Annotated in this window: 17 protein-coding genes; 13 read left to right on the top strand and 4 right to left on the bottom strand. The window is 48.1% G+C overall.

The window, feature by feature from the left end:
• Positions 1 to 104 precede the first annotated feature (104 nt).
• Entirely contained in the window at positions 105 to 707 is a 603-nt protein-coding gene (locus AX755_RS22590; RefSeq protein WP_013098828.1) for a helix-turn-helix domain-containing protein, read from the bottom strand.
• A gap of 42 nt (positions 708 to 749) precedes the next feature.
• Between AX755_RS22590 and AX755_RS22585 the strand changes: the two genes are divergently transcribed.
• The 10 genes from AX755_RS22585 to pagP all read left to right on the top strand — a co-directional run bounded on the left by AX755_RS22585 (position 750) and on the right by pagP (position 9461).
• Positions 750 to 1436, top strand: coding sequence for a B3/B4 domain-containing protein (locus AX755_RS22585; protein ID WP_062857490.1), 687 nt, complete (start codon positions 750 to 752; stop codon positions 1434 to 1436).
• Between the two features lie 11 nt (positions 1437 to 1447).
• Positions 1448 to 2296: a dihydrodipicolinate synthase family protein gene (locus AX755_RS22580; protein ID WP_062857489.1), complete on the top strand. Its 849-nt coding sequence runs from the start codon at positions 1448 to 1450 to the stop codon at positions 2294 to 2296.
• 232 nt (positions 2297 to 2528) lie between these two features.
• Positions 2529 to 3254 (top strand): winged helix-turn-helix domain-containing protein, encoded by a 726-nt coding sequence (locus AX755_RS22575; protein WP_062857488.1) that lies wholly within the window; start codon positions 2529 to 2531, stop codon positions 3252 to 3254.
• Positions 3217 to 3717 carry a hypothetical protein gene (locus tag AX755_RS22570; protein WP_032618564.1) on the top strand — a complete coding sequence of 167 codons (501 nt, stop codon included), beginning with the start codon at positions 3217 to 3219 and terminating at the stop codon, positions 3715 to 3717. Before AX755_RS22575 ends, AX755_RS22570 begins: the two co-directional genes overlap by 38 nt.
• 440 nt (positions 3718 to 4157) lie before the next feature.
• Entirely contained in the window at positions 4158 to 4835 is a 678-nt protein-coding gene (locus AX755_RS22565; RefSeq protein WP_062857487.1) for a winged helix-turn-helix domain-containing protein, read from the top strand.
• A gap of 120 nt (positions 4836 to 4955) precedes the next feature.
• Positions 4956 to 6395, top strand: coding sequence for a basic amino acid/polyamine antiporter (locus AX755_RS22560; RefSeq protein WP_062857486.1), 1440 nt, complete (start codon positions 4956 to 4958; stop codon positions 6393 to 6395).
• 21 nt (positions 6396 to 6416) lie between these two features.
• Positions 6417 to 7679: an arginine deiminase gene (locus AX755_RS22555; protein WP_062857485.1), complete on the top strand. Its 1263-nt coding sequence runs from the start codon at positions 6417 to 6419 to the stop codon at positions 7677 to 7679.
• A 9-nt stretch (positions 7680 to 7688) separates the two neighbouring features.
• Complete coding sequence (locus tag AX755_RS22550) at positions 7689 to 8159, top strand: glycine zipper 2TM domain-containing protein (protein ID WP_062857484.1); 471 nt, start codon at positions 7689 to 7691, stop codon at positions 8157 to 8159.
• A 126-nt stretch (positions 8160 to 8285) separates the two neighbouring features.
• On the top strand, positions 8286 to 8663 hold the full coding sequence (locus tag AX755_RS22545; RefSeq protein WP_062857483.1) for a PLDc N-terminal domain-containing protein: 378 nt from the start codon (positions 8286 to 8288) through the stop codon (positions 8661 to 8663).
• A gap of 156 nt (positions 8664 to 8819) precedes the next feature.
• The gene (gene pagP / locus AX755_RS22540; RefSeq protein WP_073971498.1) at positions 8820 to 9461 is read left to right on the top strand and encodes a lipid IV(A) palmitoyltransferase PagP; all 642 of its coding nucleotides are present in this window, start codon (positions 8820 to 8822) and stop codon (positions 9459 to 9461) included.
• A 171-nt stretch (positions 9462 to 9632) separates the two neighbouring features.
• Here pagP and AX755_RS22535 read toward each other — a convergent pair whose 3' ends face one another.
• Positions 9633 to 10178: a YfaZ family outer membrane protein gene (locus tag AX755_RS22535; protein WP_013098838.1), complete on the bottom strand. Its 546-nt coding sequence runs from the start codon at positions 10176 to 10178 to the stop codon at positions 9633 to 9635.
• A 247-nt stretch (positions 10179 to 10425) separates the two neighbouring features.
• Here AX755_RS22535 and AX755_RS22530 point away from each other — a divergent pair, with 247 nt between their 5' ends.
• The 3 genes from AX755_RS22530 to AX755_RS22520 all read left to right on the top strand — a co-directional run bounded on the left by AX755_RS22530 (position 10426) and on the right by AX755_RS22520 (position 12546).
• A complete protein-coding gene (locus AX755_RS22530; RefSeq protein WP_045902634.1) occupies positions 10426 to 10683 on the top strand; it encodes a hypothetical protein in 258 nt (85 codons plus the stop codon).
• Positions 10684 to 10695: 12 nt separating this feature from the next.
• Positions 10696 to 10989 (top strand): hypothetical protein, encoded by a 294-nt coding sequence (locus AX755_RS22525; RefSeq protein WP_062857482.1) that lies wholly within the window; start codon positions 10696 to 10698, stop codon positions 10987 to 10989.
• A 108-nt stretch (positions 10990 to 11097) separates the two neighbouring features.
• Entirely contained in the window at positions 11098 to 12546 is a 1449-nt protein-coding gene (locus tag AX755_RS22520) for an alpha/beta hydrolase (RefSeq protein WP_062857492.1), read from the top strand.
• Positions 12547 to 12685: 139 nt separating this feature from the next.
• Here AX755_RS22520 and lsrG read toward each other — a convergent pair whose 3' ends face one another.
• Together lsrG and lsrF are read right to left on the bottom strand one after the other, a co-directional pair.
• Positions 12686 to 12979, bottom strand: a complete 294-nt coding sequence (gene lsrG, locus AX755_RS22515; RefSeq protein WP_013098845.1) for a (4S)-4-hydroxy-5-phosphonooxypentane-2,3-dione isomerase — start codon at positions 12977 to 12979, stop codon at positions 12686 to 12688.
• On the bottom strand, positions 12976 to 13863 hold the full coding sequence (gene lsrF, locus AX755_RS22510; protein ID WP_029883832.1) for a 3-hydroxy-5-phosphonooxypentane-2,4-dione thiolase: 888 nt from the start codon (positions 13861 to 13863) through the stop codon (positions 12976 to 12978). The genes lsrG and lsrF overlap by 4 nt, the downstream gene beginning before the upstream one ends.
• Positions 13864 to 13866: the final 3 nt, after the last annotated feature.

The raw sequence follows: 13866 nt of genomic DNA, 5'->3' as shown, positions 1-13866 counted from the left end.
AAAACCGAGAGTGTGCTCCGGATAGACTAAAAGTGTTACCTATGTTCCCGGTCTGATCTGTCACCTATGTATCCGGTCATACAGTAGCGCCACCGGGCTGCTTTTTATCGGTGAAACTCCGCCACCGTCATGGTAAAGCGCAGCACCTTTTTTCCCTCATTGGCATAGCCGTGCGCGGCTTCCGTTTTCGCCACCGCCGATGCCCCGGCAGCAACCTGCGTAACCGTCTCGTCCACCGTCAGGGTTAATATGCCTTCGTTCACGTGCAGCAGCTCAAAGGTGCCCGCCGGATGCCCCGAAGAGGTAAAACGCTCTCCCGGCTGCATCTCCCACTGCCATAGCTCAATCATATCCGGGCCCGCGGTTCCTGCCAGCAGTCTGGCGCGTCCGCCCTTTTCCCCCTGCCACAGCACCGGGATCGCGGCTTCTTCGATAACGTGCACCAGCGGCTCGCTGGAGACGTTAACGATATCCGCCACTGAGATACCAAGCGCGGCAGCCAGCTTGCACAAAATGGCGATGCTGGGGTTGGCTGCGCCCTTTTCGATCTCCACCAGCATGCCTTTGCTGACGCTGGCACGCCGCGAGAGCTCATCCAGCGACAGTTTTTTCTCTTTACGCCAGTTGCGTATGCGGTTCGCTACGGCCAGGCTTACCTGGGCGATATCGGCACCCTGTTCAGTCATTATATTGACTTTTTCAGTCATTGGTCACTACCATGGTATAAAACAGTCAATACAGGATTATTTATGTCTCTCGTTACGCCGTCAATAGACCCGCGCCTTGCCGCAATTGCCCCGGGCTTTCGGGCGCTGAGCATTCTGGTGGAAGCTGCGCCGGTTACCCACCCGGAAGTCGCTCCGGCCGTGCTCACGCAAGCCTGCCAGCAGATGCTTAATGATGATGTGCCGTGGGCTGACGCGCACCTTTCCGGCTGGGATGAAGTATTTAAGGCCTTCGGCGCAAAACCGAAACGTACGCCCTGCTCGGCATCCGCCTTACGTAAGCGGGTCTTAAAAGACGGCTCGCTGCCACCGCTCGATCCGGTGGTGGATATCTACAACGCGGTGAGCATTCGCTACGCCATCCCGGTTGGTGGAGAAAATCTTGCGACTTATTCAGGCGCGCCGCGCCTGACGCTGGCGGACGGCAGCGAGCCGTTTGATACCTTCAAAGAGGGGCAGCCGGTGGTGGAATACCCGGAGCCGGGCGAGGTTATCTGGCGCGACGACCTCGGTGTTACTTGCCGTCGCTGGAACTGGCGCCAGGGTATACGGACGCGTCTTGACAGTCAGGCGCAAATCATGTGGTTTATTCTGGAAAGTCTGCCGTCAATGCCGCTTACGGCACTGGAAGAAGCCGGAGCGGATCTGATTGATAACCTGCAACGTCTGATGCCGGGTGCAGTGGTGCACAGGCAGTTACTGACCCTGTAAGAGGATAAAAAATGTTTAGTGGAATCAGCGCATTTCCGTTAACGCCCCTGAAAAACGGCACGTTTGATGAGCAGGCCTTTACGCATCTGCTCTCTCCCGTGGTTGAGGCAGGCGTCGATTCACTGGGCATTCTTGGCTCGACCGGGAGCTATGCCTATCTGACCGTTGAAGAGCGTGCCCGGGTGACACGCTGTGCGGTGGAACATGCCGGTAACATACCGGTTATCGTCAGCATCGGCGCAATGCGGCTGGACGATATTCTGCGTCTGGCTGACGACGCGCAAACGGCCGGAGTCTCCGGCGTGCTGATGGCACCCGTGTCGTACCAGCGATTAACGGATGAGGAAGTATTTAAGCTCTATGAAACGGTGACCCGCCAGCTCTCCGTACCGCTGTGCATTTACGATAACCCTGCCACGACCGGTTTTGCGTTTAGCGATGAATTGCTGTTTGCCGTCGCGTCTCTGCCAAATGTGGGCTCCATCAAGCTTGGCCGCGTGCCGGAGGATCTGTCGCAGGTACGTGCCCGGCTTCCTGATACGGTCACACTGGGTATCGCCGGTGACTGGCGGGCAGCCTCAGCCTTGCAGGCCGGGTTTGACGTCTGGTATTCGGTTCTCGCGGGGTTGTTCCCAAAAGCGGCGCTGGCGATAGCGCGTTCGGGGAAAAGTACAGAGTCAGAACGGTTAGAGCCGCTATGGGATCTGTTCCGTCGTTACGGTAGCGTAAGGGTCATCGCGGCAGCGGCGGAAATGAGGGGAAAAGTGGCAACACCCGGCTTGCCGTTCCCGTTGCAGGCAATTCAGGGAGAGCCGCGCGAGGCGCTTTCAGCGATCCTTGCGAAATTGGAACTGGCCTGAAAAACGCCGGGTGGCGCTGCGCTTACCCGGCCACACCGCATCATTCATAAAGTAATCATTCTCAGGAATGGTTGAGAAAGCAACGTCCCCGCCCTCGCAGTTTGTCCCTCTGTCTACGTGTAATTAACCCGGTAAAAATACGTCTTCTCGACTCTTAATAGAAATCAGAAGATTGAATAATAGTAGCGCTAAAATTATAATGCTTAGATTCATTTGCGAGGACGTTTAAGCTATGCAGTACCTACTTGACGGGATAGTGCATTATAATGATGAATCGCGCATTTTAACCGATAATAAACGCAAAGTTGAGCTTTCACTGGCGACGTCGCGATTATTAAATGCACTTATTGACGCCAATAATTCTCAGGTCAGCCGTACTGAACTCCTTGAAAAAGTCTGGGAAGAACATGGTCTGGTTGCTTCTGATAACAACCTGAACCGAAACATATCCCTGTTGCGAAAAGCATTTCTTGAATTCTCGCTTGAAGACAAAATCGAAACAATACCAAAGCAAGGATTTGTACTGCACTGCCAGTGTACTCGTGTTAGTACTACACGTAATAGCACGTACGAAAAATTTAAAAAAATCTGTTCCTCGCACAAAGGTTTTTATATTAGCACAATAATATTAACCGTTTTAATGGTGAGCACCATCACTGCCTTTTATTTGTACCATTTAAACGATAGCTCTATGCATAAATATAAGTCAGTCGGATTATGCGATGTCTATACTGACGAAAATGGCGTCAAACAAGAGAATATTGACTCATTTTTTAATACAAATTTAGGGCAAAGAATCGCATTAAAATGCCAGCAATATCCCAAAAATATCTATTTTGATGACAACAGAGCGCCTTTAAAAAGCAAGGTGTACTCAACTCACATTGCCCTGTGTGGCAAACAAAATACAGGGAAAGGACATGAATGCGAAAACTTCGTCAATATTAACAACAATTAATATTGTTTTATGCCTGTTGATGCTTCCCTTGCTTGCAATGGGAATATACAAGCTTGTTGGTGTTTATGATTACCTACCGATGAACTGTATGTCGACGGTACATATCAACTATGAAGATTCAAAAAATGTCCAGCAAGGGATTAATGGAAATATCAAAATTGTTTTCCATATTACCAACGATGGTCTCGTCACGGTCAGCGAATACGGCACGTTGAACTATTATGGTAAAGAGTACCTTGTCGATCGTACAGGAAACATGACCATCGACACAGACGTGCAAAACGGATTCCATAAAGTTACGAAAGGTAAATTTCTTGCTAATCCGCAGGATAATGCACCTTCTTTGCTGATTGAAAAACTCACCACCAGCCAACCTGTCCTGCACTATAAGATCCAGAAGCTTGACCCCAAAACCTGGAGAATAAGCGATTTGCAGCGTGCCATATTTATTTGCCGAAAATGAGTTTATTGACGCAAGCACATGGCTCATTGTGCTAATGTTATGAATGCAAGACAGATGTATAGATTGTTAAATCAAGAAATAAAATTCGCACTTAACTCTTAACAAAAACCCAACCAGAAAGCAATTGGAGCAACCATACGTTCATCTAAACAAACACCCTGCCTGCCAAAAAAAGCAGAACAAAAACCTTATTAAAGGTGATTCTTCTTGATTAAATTCTACTTCCTCTGCTTTTCTCATACTCTTCCCTTCACTTCTTTTATTCTGCATTTTTTTATTTTGTATTTCTAATATCCTTCATAAAAGAATTGTTTGAATTTATTTCGAAAGTATTATTTAGCCAACTTTTTGGTGACGATGCTTTTATCTTAAAGCATAGAAATCCATTTCATAAAATGTCATTAACCCTAACAGGCGAAGCAACAAAGTGAGAGGAAGATATGCGCGTGTTAATATTAGACCCTAACATTATAAATCAGCATTATTTGAAAACCCAAATTGAAGAAGCAGGTATTTTAACTGATGTATCTTCGAGTATTGAGGAAGTGGAAATGTTTATGTTTTCAAATAAAGCTGAACTCCTGATTATGGCATCTGAAACGCTTTCCACTGCTGAGTTACAGGCGATTCGTAAGTGGCGACGCGAAGGGCGCACTATCCGCATCATGATCCTTAACAGCAGCAACAATATTGAACATAAGGTGAAAGCGTTTGAAAGCGGCGCTGACGATTATGTTGTCAAGTCTAGTCATATTGAAGAGATTATCATCAGAATTTGGGTTTTAGTACGCCGGAATTATCTCACCCCTTCCAGCCGTATTACTGCAGGTAATTTAGAGCTCGATTTAAACAGTAAAGTACTCTTCATCAACAAGCAAAAAATTCGACTGACCCGTTTTGAATTTGAAATTATGAAGCTACTGGTGAAGAACAAAGGCAAGGCGCTGAGCAAACGTAAAATCATGAAACATCTCTACCACGACTGGATGGGTAAAGAAAACAATACCGTCGAGGTGCTTATTGGTCGTCTGAGAAAGAAACTGGCGCCCTACAACAGCGGGAAAATCAAAAATCAAAGAGAAGAGGGTTATTATTACGATCTAAACGGTGCGATCTGAGTTACAGCCAGCCCCTGTGCAGCCTTGATGGCATAAAAATTAACTTCATTTAAGTACGGTATATTTAACGCTTTTAAACTCACACTTCATCAATCACAGCTTCATTGTTAAGACAATTATATGAACAAATCTACGACCAATACGCTATCGCTTTGGTCTTTAACGACGCTTGTCGTCGGAGCGATGATCGGAGCGGGTATATTTTCATTACCTGCTGCATTCGGACGAGCAACCGGTGGGCTTGGTGCAATTATTGCCTGGGTGATTGCCGGTGGCGGTATGCTGATGCTGGCATTTGTATTCCAGAACCTTGCGCAAAGAAAGCCTGAACTCAATGCGGGCGTCTTTAGCTACGCCAAAGCCGGTTTCGGCGAATATCCGGGCTTCATTTCGGCACTTGGTTTTTGGGCGGGTACATGTATCGGCAACGTATCCTATTTTATTTTAATTAAATCAACATTAGGCGCTTTTTTCCCTGCATTTGGCGAAGGTAATACGCTGCTGGCAATCGCTGTCTCATCAGTTGTTTTATGGTCTTTTCATCTCCTGGTATTGCGGGGTATTAAAGAAGCGGCCTTTATCAATACCCTGGCCACCTGTGCCAAGATCATCCCTATTTTTGTATTTATCGTCATTCTGATAATGGCATTCAAAAAAGAGATGTTTATGCTTAATTTCTGGGGCGGGGCCGCCGGAGAACCTCCTCTCTTCAGATCAATCTTTTCCCAGGTCAGAAGCACCATGTTGGTGACCGTATTCGTATTCCTTGGAATCGAAGGGGCAAGTATCTACTCGCGTTATGCAACTAACCGGAAAGACGTTGGCCTGGCGACCGTATTCGGCTTCATCGGGGTGCTGTGCTTACTGATGTTAGTCACCATGCTTTCTTATGGCGTTATGCCCCAGGCCGAGCTGGGAGCCTTACGGCAACCCTCAATGGCCGGTGTTCTCGAAAGCATAGTGGGACGCTGGGGCATGATTTTCATCAGCGTGGGGTTAATTATCTCTGTCCTCGGAGCCTATCTTTCCTGGTCATTGCTCGCTGCGGAGGTTATTTATTCCGCGGCGTTGAAAAAGAGCATGCCTGCCGTTTTTGCACGCGAGAATCGCTGGCGGGTTCCCTCTTCAGCCGTATGGTTGACGAATATCGCGATACAGCTGTTCTTAATTATCACTTTTTTCAGCGATTACGCATTCCTGTTAGCCCTTGAGCTAACCAGCGCGATGACGCTTATCCCTTATCTTCTGGTTGCTGCATATAGCCTGAAGCTGGTTATTACACGAGAAACCTACGAACAGTGCACAAAGGGATATTATAAAGACCTGGTGATCTCTGTCATTGCCACTGCCTATGCCTCGTTGATGATTTATGCCGGCGGATTAACGTATGTGCTGCTGTCCGCCGTTATTTATGCGCCTGGCACACTGCTTTATTACATTGCTAAGCGTGAGCAAAACAAAAAAATATTCTCTGGTACGGAACGAATATTATTTACCGCCATCGTGCTCGCGGCTTTGGCCTGTATTTATGGAATTATAAACGGAAATATTACCATTTAATTACTCTCTTAAGGAGACACTATGCAAGATATACCACTGGGTGTTCACTCCGAGGTCGGCCAGTTACGCAAAGTGATGGTGTGCGCCCCTGGGTTAGCACATAGCCGTCTTACGCCGGGCAATTGCGACCGACTGTTATTTGATGATGTCATGTGGGTAGAGCGTGCCCGTCAGGATCATCTCGATTTTATTAACAAAATGCGCGGATGCGGTGTTGACGTTGTTGAGATGCATGATCTGCTCTCCGAAACGCTGGCTAACCGTCAGGCACGCAACTGGCTCATCGAACAGCAGATTACTGCTGATGAAATCCCGTTGGGTTTGCTTAATGAAACACGCTCGTTCCTGGATTCGTTACCCGCAGATCGGCTGGCTGAGTTTATGATCGGCGGGCTTTCAACCTATGATTTGCTGAACAGACACAGGGGCGATAAAGAAGAACTTGAACTCGTCGGAAGAGCGACAGGGCTGCGTGAATATTTGCTCCCGCCGTTGCCGAATACGCTTTATACACGAGATACCACCAGCTGGATTTATAACGGGGTTACGCTTAATCCCCTTTACTGGCAGGCTCGCCGTGAAGAAACGTTACTGACCACTGCTATCTATAAGTTCCATCCGGACTTCACCCGTCAGACGATCACTACATGGTGGGGAGATCCAACGCGTTATCACGGATCCGCCACCCTTGAAGGCGGCGATGTTATGCCTATTGGCAACAAGACCGTTTTAATCGGTATGAGCGAACGAACGTCCTATCAGGCCATTGCCCAGCTTGCATCTGCCCTGTTTTCGAACCCGCTTAGCCATGTCGAGCGCGTCATTATTGCCGCGATGCCGAAGCTCAGAGCGGCGATGCACCTGGATACCGTATTCACCTTTTGTGACAGAGATTTAGTGACGCTTTATCCCGCCATTGTTGATCAAATCGAAGTCTTTTCACTGATTAAGGACGACTCCCCAGGCGGAATGCGTCTGGAGCATTATTCAGAGCCGTTAACAGAGGTGGTAGCCAGGGCACTCAATTTACAATCGCTCAGGGTCGTTGAAACCGAAGGCAATGTTTACGACACCGAGCGTCAGCAATGGGATAGCGGAAATAACGTGGTCACCATGTCTCCAGGTGTCGTTATCGCCTATGACCGCAATACCAAAACAAACGACCGTTTGCGTAAAGAAGGCGTTGAGGTCATTGAAATTGTTGGGAGTGAATTAGGGCGTGGACGCGGTGGCGGCCACTGTATGACATGTCCATTAATTCGTGATGCCGTTGATTACTCATAAGGAAGAGAGATGTTTACACGTTCTGTTTTAATTTTGGCCGGTTTGCTGGCATTGGCTGGCTGTACTGAAAAACCCGTTGGTTCTGCCCACCATGCAAGTGCTGCGCTTTCCGGTCAGGTGATGGCACTGTCGCACGGCACAATCACAGGGGTGAGATACATAACAATCCAAAACGACACCGGAAGCAGCGCTGCCGGTACAGTCGGGGGCGCGTTGATTGGCGGTGCTGCCGGTAATGCTATTGGTGGCGGAAGCGGCCGTCTGCTGGCGACGGCTGGCGGTACCGTTGCTGGCGCGATGGCAGGACAGTCGATACAACGAGGAATGGCGCGACAAAATGCGGCTGAACTCTTTATTCGTCCTGATAACGGGCAAGAGTTCGTCACCGTGCAGCCTGCCCGTGAAGGTGAATTTTTCGTAGGGCAACGTGTAAATATTACCTCGCATCGCGGTCAGGTAACGATCTCTCCAGCTCAATAACGCGCTTAATCATATCTGCCACAACAGGATGATTGTCCTTTTCATTAAGGATGAAAATTTTTTGTGGCAGGTTTTTATCTTTTATTCATTCCATGTGACCATTTATATCCTTAAGAGGGCATCATTGTGACGACTCATCTATTACAATTTTGGAATATGGCAGCCACCCTGTTTTCTATATTCTTTTTAATTGCGTATCTGTTTGTTATTTTCCAGATCGTTACTGATTTATTCCGTGACAATACACTCAACGGCTTCTTTAAATCGCTCTGGATAATGCTGTTACTTTTCATCCCGCTGATCACCTCTATTTTTTATCTCATTCTGAGAGGTAAGGGAATGGCCAAAAGACAACGTGCTTACAGACTGGATGCGAATGCCGCAGCACAATATAGTCTTTGTAAATCCCCAGCGGAGCAAATATCAGACGCCAAAAAACTATTAGACCAGGACGTTATTAGCCAGGAGGAGTTCGAACTCCTTAAAAAGAAAGCCATAAATTAAATCACAATGACTAAGGATGGCGTAATATCCAACCTTAGTCATTTCGTTTTAGAAAATCAGTCATCTCTGGCGCTATTAACAATTCGTCTCATGTTTTGTTAATGCGCTGGCCTATTTATTATTTTTTAACTACTTTTATCCACTGGAGTGTTCGCAATGAAAAGCACTACCCCCTGGCAGCCCTGTAAGGAAAAAATCGACTTTATCGGCGGCTTTTATCATTTATTTTTGTTGATTTGCTCTGTTTTACTCTGGAGCGGGTTACTTCTTTTTGCTACACGTGCCTATGGCCAGACTCATGCTGATGAAAATGCAGCAAGCTGGGGCAGCAGGATTGTTTCCGATATTACGCAAACCTGGACAGATTATGATAGCCACGATATTTATCTTCCTTTTATCAGCTGGCATAACCGGTTCATGTACGATAAAGAAAAGACCGATCGCTATAATGAAATGCCCTGGGGTGCCGGAGTGGGGGTTTCTCGTCATCACAGCAATGGCAACTGGAGTGCACTGTATGGAATGGTGTTTAAAGACTCACATAATGAGTGGCAACCGGTCACCGGCTATGCATGGGAGAAAGGATGGCATCCAGACCAACAAAAAGATTTCAGGTTGGGATTAGGGGTGACCGCCGGGATAACGGCGCGTAAAGATATGGGCAACTACATTCCCTTACCGATTATATTCCCACTTTTTTCAGCGAGTTATAAAAATGTGAACATCCAGTTCACCTATATTCCTGGCACCTATAATAACGGAAACGTACTCTTCGGGTGGTTACGTTACAACCTGTAGCAGGGCTCAGCCCTGCATTACACTCTCGGTCTTTTTACTATCAGCGCAGGAAAGGAAATGTTTTAAGAGAAGAAGGAAGAAGAGTCTCTGGATAAAAAGGAGGGTAAAGAAAAATGACTGGATTATATGCAACGACTCACCGCGAGCGTAGGGCTCGCGGTGAGTGTTTGTTTAGAATTGAAGTGCGGCGCCCAGGTAAGCACCATCAAGCAGCGTATGATTAGGCGTACCGGATTTACCATGAACGCTAATATGACGGTAACCCGCTTTGAGTTTCACCTCATCTCGTACCTGCCAGGCCAACCCTGCATCAACTTCAACATAATTTTCGACGGCATTGTTCAGGCCACGTGGCGCGGTATAACCTTCACCATAGGCATACACCTCATCGCTAAAATGGACACGAACCCCGCCACCAATCGGTGCCGCAAATCCATTATCACCTTTCTTAGGCGCCATATAGATGGCCTTGGCACCTGCGTAAAGATCGGCTTTACCCAGAGACACCTGATAACCCAGGCCGACACCGCCAGAATTACGGCCATCATTATAATTGTTAGCCCAGTTTGCAGTATAAAAAATACCGGTCGGCTCTGGCGCAATTAGTGCATTTAACTCCGTATGTTGTGTACCTAACTGAGCGCCAATTTCAGCGGCGTTAGCACCAACAGAAAGAGTTGAAAGAATTGCCACTACTGTGAGTGTTTTTTTAAACATTTGTTATCACCTAATCTACATTAAAAAAAAGAAGTCAGAACCTTAAACAAGCTCTGTCTGGTGGCTTATTTTAGGGGGCGATGTTATATGAAGTTCAAACAAACAAGAGATCCTCACTCACCATACTCTCATTCATTAATCAGCGAGGTGGCAGCTGCGCACGCTATAAAATGACGTGTGTTTAAGTTCCATCTATCTTTTCGCACTAGAATGCCTTTTTATTTTCACCGAAACCAGTGAGGAAACCATGTTCCCGGAAGAAAATATCAGACGTCCCAGAAAACCAAACTTTATCCGTTATCTTTTTCTGTTCAACCTTTTATTGCTGCCCCTTTTCATGATTGTGGCACGCCTGGTCTGGGGACAGGATTTCTTTTCTGTTTCTCCCAATGGCGCTTTGTTCTGGCCGGGTGCTGTCTCGCACGTTTTGTTGCTGGGCGGGGTTTGGTTGTTTTTAGATGTTCTGTTTATGATTTGGTTTTACCTTACCAACAAAAAAAACTGAGGAGCAACGCTTATGCTGCTATTTATTTCATGGCTATTTGCATTAGTTGGCAGTGAATTACTGCTGTTACAGATCAATTCAGTAAGCATTATCATGCCTCTCTTATATTTATCTATGGGGATAATGTATTTATTTCAAAAGAATAAAATAAGGAATATGTTATGGCTGGATGCAAACTTAAAAAAAACACGCATCCTCAACCTCAAGGTTCTGTTTGTGGCAGCGCTTAGTATTATGTTATCTATCGTCGCGCATATCAATTTCGCCATTAACTCCTTGCTGATCATGCAATGGTTAAAAGCATAGTTTATGCGATGTCCATATCTTTATTCTGTGCCCCCATCATCAACCACGCTGCGCTTTAAAACCTAAATACAGCAGATATCAGGTTGAATATCTATGTTTAGAGGATTTATGCGCAAGAAAAGTATTAGAGTGTTGAAGCGTTGTATTTTTATCCTTTTGGGCTTCACGCTTTGTGCAATGACAGGCTTGTTTTATTGGGTACAGCGTAGCGGCGAACTCCAGCCCTGGCATACTTTTGTCCCTAATGAATTACGCGAACACGAGATCGATCGGGCCGACTGGGATGACTATATCAATGCTGAAAACGCCCTCTTCATGGAGGTGCATAACAATGTCGTTATGAAGCAAACCGATCAGGATACAACGAGTTTAAATCGTTATAACCCGTCAAGCCCGGTATTTCCGGACACCCTTCCCACAGACTGGAATCGATCCTACATCATGCGCCCACAGGCGGAACCGAGAGGGGCTGTCGTGTTACTGCATGGACTTACGGACTCCCCTTACAGCCTGCAGCATATTGCCCGGCTCTATCAAAAAGAAGGGTTTGTCGCCATCGGGATCCGTCTACCTGCCCATGGAACCGTACCCGGGGCATTAACGGATGTAAAATGGCAGGACTGGCTGGCAGCAACGCGCCTTGCGGTGCGCGAGGCAACAAAAATGACCCATGCGGATGCGCCGCTGCATATTGTTGGTTTTTCCAATGGTGGGGCGCTGGCCATGAAATATGCCATCGATGCCCTTGATGATGAGAGCCTGAAGAAGCCACAACAAATTGTCCTGATTTCTCCCATGATAGGCATAAGCCGCTTTGCTCGGTTTTCGGGAATGGCCGAATGGACAGCCTTTCTCCCGGCCTTTTCTCGTGCGGCCTGGTTAGGTCTGGTACCAGAATTTAATCCTTTTAAATATAACTCTTTTCCCGTGAATGGTGCGCGGCAGGCTTATCTTCTGACTGAGACATTGAAACGGGATCTTACGCGGCGCAAGTCATCGGCTGGCTGGAAAGATCTTCCTCATGTGCTTACGTTTCAGTCCGTTCTTGATTCCACAGTCAGTACCCGGGCAGTGCTGGACGTGCTCCATCAAAATCTACCGGATAACGGTAGCGAGCTGGTGTTGTTTGATATTAATCGTGCGGTCAATTTTCGTGCACTGTTTCGCCACTCTTCGGATCGCGCGCTATCACACTTACTGGCAACACCACAGCGTACTTACACGACGACTATCGTCAAAAACGCCTCTTCAGAGAGTATGAACATGGTCGCTTCGACACACTTATCGCACTCAACAACAGCAGACGTGCAGCCCCTTAATGTGCGCTATCCGAGAGATGTTTTTTCACTCTCTCATGTCGCCCTCCCGTTTCCTGTCCATGACTCCTTATATGGAAGTGAACCCTATGAACCGAATCACTATGGTCTGAGTCTGGGTGTTTTACGCGTCAGAGGGGAGCGAGCGGTATTGCTGGCAGATATGGACTCCTTAATGCGTATCACCTCGAATCCGTTCTATCCCTATCTGATTGAAAGGATTGCTGGCGTCATAAGATAATGGAAGAGGCGTTTTTTAACGTCAGCTCATCGTTGGGGATAGATGAAATAAAAGACAACCGGCGCCAGAATATAACATCCGTTATTCTTCGCCTCTTTCACCACTATCCCCATTGAATCGCTGGCTGCCGGTTAATTTGTCACTCCGGCAGCAGCCCCACAAAACTGCGTTTTTTGCGCGGCTCCGACATCAGCTCCTCGAGCTTATCCACGCAGGCCAGGTAGTGGGGCGTTTTTTTATGCGCCAGCACCGCCTCTTCGTCTTTATAGGCCTCGTAGATAAAGAACCGGGTTTTCACCCGGGGGTCCTGCAACACGTCAAAACGCAGGTTTCCCGGCTCCTGAATCGCGCCCTCGTGGTTGGCGCGAAACACCTCCAGAAACTCGTCCACCCGCTCGGGTTTGATGTTGATCTCCACTAACGTCACGTTCATTTCGCTTCTCCCTGTTTCTCTTCCTGCCAGAACTGGAACGCCTCCCGGGCGCTCATGTTCTCGTGAACCACTTTCTTCACCGCCTTCAGCATGGCGAGCGGCGCGCTGGACTGGAAGATGTTGCGCCCCATGTCCACGCCGGAGGCTCCCTGGTCAATCGCGCGCCAGCACATCTCCAGTGCCTCGTGCTCCGGCAGCTTTTTCCCCCCGGCGATGACGATCGGCACCGGGCAGCTGGCGGTCACTTTTTCGAATCCTTCATCCACATAGTAGGTTTTGACAAACTGCGCCCCCATTTCGGCGGCAATACGGCTGGCGAGCGAGAAGTAACGCGCATCGCGCGCCATCTCCTTGCCGACGCCCGTCACCGCCAGCACGGGCATCCCGTAGCGTGCCCCCGCATCCACCAGCTTGATGATGTTATTGATCGACTGATGCTCGAATTCACTGCCAATGTACACCTGCGCCGCCACCGCACAGACGTTCAGGCGCAGCGCGTCTTCCATTGCCACTGCCACGCACTCGTTCGACAGCTCGCCCAGAATTGAGTTACCGCCGGAGGCGCGCAGGACCACCGGTTTATTGGTGGCGGCCGGTACGGTGCTGCGCAAAATACCGCGGGTACACATCAACACGTCGGTTTCGGCGAACAGCGGCGCGATAGAGAGATCGATACGCTCAAGACCGGTGGTCGGCCCCTGGAAGTAACCGTGGTCAAAGGCCAGCATCACCGTGCGGTTGCTTTTTGGGTTGAAGATGCGCGAAAGCCGGGACTGCATGCCCCAGTCCAGCGAGCCACAGCCCTTCAGGGTGAACGGTACATTTTGCTGCGGTGTACCGATGCCAAAATCCTTACCGTCTTTGATGTCGTCTAAATCAGCCATTTG

The sequence above is a fragment of the Enterobacter sp. SENG-6 genome (genome assembly GCF_001605945.1).
GTDB lineage: Bacteria > Pseudomonadota > Gammaproteobacteria > Enterobacterales > Enterobacteriaceae > Enterobacter > Enterobacter cloacae.
Note: the sequence above shows the minus strand (reverse complement) of the source record. Positions and strands in the feature narration are given on the sequence as shown.

What these genes read in the sequence shown, in the direction of transcription:
- AX755_RS22590 (WP_013098828.1), bottom strand. Translation starts at nt 707, where the DNA reads ATGACTGAAAAAGTCAATATAATGACTGAACAGGGTGCCGATATCGCC.
- AX755_RS22585 (WP_062857490.1), top strand. Translation starts at nt 750, where the DNA reads ATGTCTCTCGTTACGCCGTCAATAGACCCGCGCCTTGCCGCAATTGCC.
- AX755_RS22580 (WP_062857489.1), top strand. Translation starts at nt 1,448, where the DNA reads ATGTTTAGTGGAATCAGCGCATTTCCGTTAACGCCCCTGAAAAACGGC.
- AX755_RS22575 (WP_062857488.1), top strand. Translation starts at nt 2,529, where the DNA reads ATGCAGTACCTACTTGACGGGATAGTGCATTATAATGATGAATCGCGC.
- AX755_RS22570 (WP_032618564.1), top strand. Translation starts at nt 3,217, where the DNA reads ATGAATGCGAAAACTTCGTCAATATTAACAACAATTAATATTGTTTTA.
- AX755_RS22565 (WP_062857487.1), top strand. Translation starts at nt 4,158, where the DNA reads ATGCGCGTGTTAATATTAGACCCTAACATTATAAATCAGCATTATTTG.
- AX755_RS22560 (WP_062857486.1), top strand. Translation starts at nt 4,956, where the DNA reads ATGAACAAATCTACGACCAATACGCTATCGCTTTGGTCTTTAACGACG.
- AX755_RS22555 (WP_062857485.1), top strand. Translation starts at nt 6,417, where the DNA reads ATGCAAGATATACCACTGGGTGTTCACTCCGAGGTCGGCCAGTTACGC.
- AX755_RS22550 (WP_062857484.1), top strand. Translation starts at nt 7,689, where the DNA reads ATGTTTACACGTTCTGTTTTAATTTTGGCCGGTTTGCTGGCATTGGCT.
- pagP (WP_073971498.1), top strand. Translation starts at nt 8,820, where the DNA reads ATGAAAAGCACTACCCCCTGGCAGCCCTGTAAGGAAAAAATCGACTTT.
- AX755_RS22535 (WP_013098838.1), bottom strand. Translation starts at nt 10,178, where the DNA reads ATGTTTAAAAAAACACTCACAGTAGTGGCAATTCTTTCAACTCTTTCT.
- AX755_RS22530 (WP_045902634.1), top strand. Translation starts at nt 10,426, where the DNA reads ATGTTCCCGGAAGAAAATATCAGACGTCCCAGAAAACCAAACTTTATC.
- AX755_RS22525 (WP_062857482.1), top strand. Translation starts at nt 10,696, where the DNA reads ATGCTGCTATTTATTTCATGGCTATTTGCATTAGTTGGCAGTGAATTA.
- AX755_RS22520 (WP_062857492.1), top strand. Translation starts at nt 11,098, where the DNA reads ATGCGCAAGAAAAGTATTAGAGTGTTGAAGCGTTGTATTTTTATCCTT.
- lsrG (WP_013098845.1), bottom strand. Translation starts at nt 12,979, where the DNA reads ATGAACGTGACGTTAGTGGAGATCAACATCAAACCCGAGCGGGTGGAC.
- lsrF (WP_029883832.1), bottom strand. Translation starts at nt 13,863, where the DNA reads ATGGCTGATTTAGACGACATCAAAGACGGTAAGGATTTTGGCATCGGT.